At 65.2% G+C, this 3,391-nt stretch carries 1 protein-coding gene; it reads left to right on the top strand.

The window, feature by feature from the left end:
• Positions 1-3,391, top strand: a 3,391-nt coding sequence (locus VHO05_RS00645) for a tetratricopeptide repeat protein (RefSeq protein WP_329644675.1), incomplete at both ends; no start/stop codon positions are given.

The following is a 3,391-nucleotide window of genomic DNA, read 5'->3' as shown; positions in this document are numbered from 1 at the left end:
GGTTGCGGATCAGATCCGCACCGACCGGATCGACATCCTGGTGGACTTCGGCGGCCACACGTCGGCAAGCCGCATCCTGGCCATGGCGCGCAAGCCGGCGCCGATCCAGGTCGCCCACTTCCTGGGTCATGGCTACACGTCGGGCCTGTCGGCGATGGACGTGTTCCTGTCGGACCAGGAGATGGCGCCGGTGGGCAGCGAGGCGCTGTTCGCCGAGACGGTCGTACGCCTGCCCCGCATTCCGCTGGCCTACCAGCCGCCGGAGGGGTTCCCGGCGGTCTCTCCGCTGCCGGCGCTGACGAAGGGCTATGTGACGTTCGGCTATTTCGGTCGCACGGAGCGGTTGAATGACCGCGTGGTGACGGCCTGGGCGGAGATCCTGAAGCGGGTGCCGTCGAGCCGGCTGATGCTGAACTCGAAGGCGTTCTCGGAGACGGCGTTTGCCGATCTGATGGCGACCCGCTTTGCGGCGCATGGCATCACGCGCGATCGTCTGCAACTGGTCTACACGAGCCCACAGCCGAAGACGTGGTCGGCGTACGGAGAGGTGGACATCGCGCTCGACCCGTTCCCGCACAATGCGGGAACGACGACGATCGAGGCCTTGTGGCTGGGTGTTCCGGTTGTGTCGGTTGAGGACCGCCCTTCGGTTGGCCGGTTCGGGGCGAGCGTACTCGGCGCGGCGGGTCTGCGGGAGTGGGTTGCGACGGACGTTGCGGGTTACGTGGCGCTGGCCGCCTCCAAAGCTCGAGACATCGCGGCGCTGGCGCAGCTGCGGTCCGGTCTGCGGGCTCGCGTGGAAGCCTCCCCGCTGGCCGACGGACCCGGCCTCGCCCGCGCCCTCGAAACTGCTTTCCGAAATCTATGGGAACGGTGGTGTGCCGCCAAAGGCGACACAGGAGACGCCGACACGCCGAAAGCTGTCGTCGAGCGCCGCGCAGCCATCATGGTGGAAGCACAAACCCTCGACAACGCAGGCCGGATCGTCGATGCGGCCAAGACCATGGTGCGGCACCTCACAGAAGACGGGATGCACATCGATGGTCTGGCGTATCTATCGGATCTCCAGCGCCGCCTCGGCCGTTTGTCGGACGCTGAAGCCACCGCACGGCTCGGCCTCAAACGCGCCCCGAACAGCGCTGCCATCGGCAACGCGCTCGGAAATGCACTGTTTGCACAGCATCGGCTGACGGAAGCTGAAGCCGCTTTCACGATCGCCATTACGGCGAAGCCTGGGCATGCGGAAGCCTTCAACAACCGCGCTCTTGTTCTCATGCGGCGCGGACAGCTCGCCGCCGCTGAACGTGATCTCCGCCAGGCCCTCGCGCTCCGGCCTGACATCACGGAGATCGGCTACAACCTCGCCAACGCGGTTCAGGATCAGGGCCGCGCCGCTGAGGCGATCGACATCTTCCAGGCAACGCTGGCCAAAGCCCCGAACCACGCCCGGGGCCATGGGATGATGTTGTTTGCCGTCACGTATCATCCCGGGCTCACGAGCGAGCAGATCTTTGCCGAATTCCGCCGCTGGAACGAGATGCACGCGGCGCGTCACGCACCGAAAGACGCCGTCTGGGCCAACGATCGCACGCCCGACAGACGGCTCCGCATTGGCTATGTCTCACCCGACTTTGCCACCAAGTCCTCGCGCCATTTCATCGAGCCTATTCTCGTCGGACACGATCCGGAGAAGGTTGAGGTCTTCTGCTATGCCGAGGTGCCTGCGCCCGACGCCGAAACCCATCGCCTAAAAGCGCTCGCGCAGCACTGGCGCACCACGGTCGGTCTCTCCGACGACGAGCTTGCGGATCTGATCCGCCGCGATGCCATCGATGTGCTCGTGGATCTTGGTGGTCACACGGCGCGCAATCGCCTTCTCACGTTCGCCCGCAAGCCGGCACCCATCCAGGTCGCCCATTTCCTCGGCCATGGCTACACGTCTGGGCTTTCGGTCATGGACGCGTTCCTTGCCGATGACGTCATGGCGCCGGAAGGATCGGACCATCTCTTCTCCGAGCCCGTCGAGCGCATGTCGCGCATGCCGGTCGCCTACGAGCCACCGCAGGGAATGCCCGATGTAGCGCCTCTCCCCGCGTTGAAGAATGGCTACGTCACATTCGGCAATTTCGGCCGCGTCGTCCGTTTGAATGACGAGGTCATCGCCACGTGGGCCGAGATCCTGTCGGCCGTGCCGAGATCGCGCCTCGTGCTGAACACCGTCGCCTTTCTCGACGAAGAGGTCTGCCGGCGCTACCGCGGTCTGTTCGCCAAGCACGGCATTTCTGCCGATCGCGTCGACATGGTCTTCAGCACGCCGCAGTCCAAGACGTGGGAGGCCTACGCCGGCATAGACATCGCGCTCGATCCGTTCCCCCACAATGGCGGCACGACGACCATCGAAGCGGCTTGGCTCGGCGTTCCCTCGGTCTGCCTCAAAATGCGCCCGTCGATCGGCTGCTTCGGCGCATCGATCATGGGTACGCTTGGCCTATCGGATTGGGTTGCGTCGACGCGGCGAGACTATGTCGCCATGGCCATACGTCGCGCCGCGAACATCGAAGCCCTTACCGAGTTGCGCGCTGGCCTGAGAGCGCGCATGGCGGCGTCCGCGCTCTGTGATGCGCGGGGGCTCGCAAAGGATCTCGAACGCGTCTATCGCCGCCTTTGGCAGCGCTACCTGGATCGTGAGGAAGCGGTCGACACGTTGCAGAGAGCGGCGGGCTGGGCCTACGGGCGCGGCAATGCAGCCAGAGCTGTTGAGCTGTTCCAGGAGGCTGCCAAGCGAGCGCCGCGCGCGAGTATCCTCTCGAACCTGGGGGCCGCGTTGCGCGCCGCCGGCCGCGACGACGAAGCCGAGAAGATCTACCGCGAGGCGATTGAGCGCGCGCCGGGCTTCCCCAATGCGCACGGCAATCTCGGCAATCTTCTTTCAAATCGCGGCCGCCTTGCCGAAGCCGAAGTCGAATTGCGCCAAGCGCATGCGGCATCGCCGGGCGATCCGCAAATTCTCCGGAACCTCGGCGTTTGCCTGATGCGCCAGCTCAAGGCCGGTGAAGCGGAGGCGATGCTGCGCAAAGCTGCGGCTCTGCTGCCGAACGACGGCGACATTCACGACAATCTCGCGCAGTTGCTGCGCCAGAAGGGCGAGCCGGTTGCGGCGGTGAAGGTCTACGAGGGCGTCAAAGACGCCATCGAGAGCAACTGGCGCGCCATCGGCAATCAGGCACTCCTGATGCAGGACCTCTCCCGCTACGGGGATGCTGAGTTTTTGTTCCGCCGTGCGTTGGCTTTGAAGCCGGATTACGCGCTGGCGCACGCGAACCTGCTGTTCTGCCTGAACTACCACCCGGATCGCAGCGCCGAGGAGATCTTCGCCGAGTACCAGCGTTTC

It is taken from the genome of Hyphomicrobium sp., from assembly GCF_036262015.1.
Taxonomy (GTDB): Bacteria; Pseudomonadota; Alphaproteobacteria; order Rhizobiales; family Hyphomicrobiaceae; genus Hyphomicrobium_C.
This window is presented reverse-complemented; position numbering and strand designations above follow the sequence as displayed.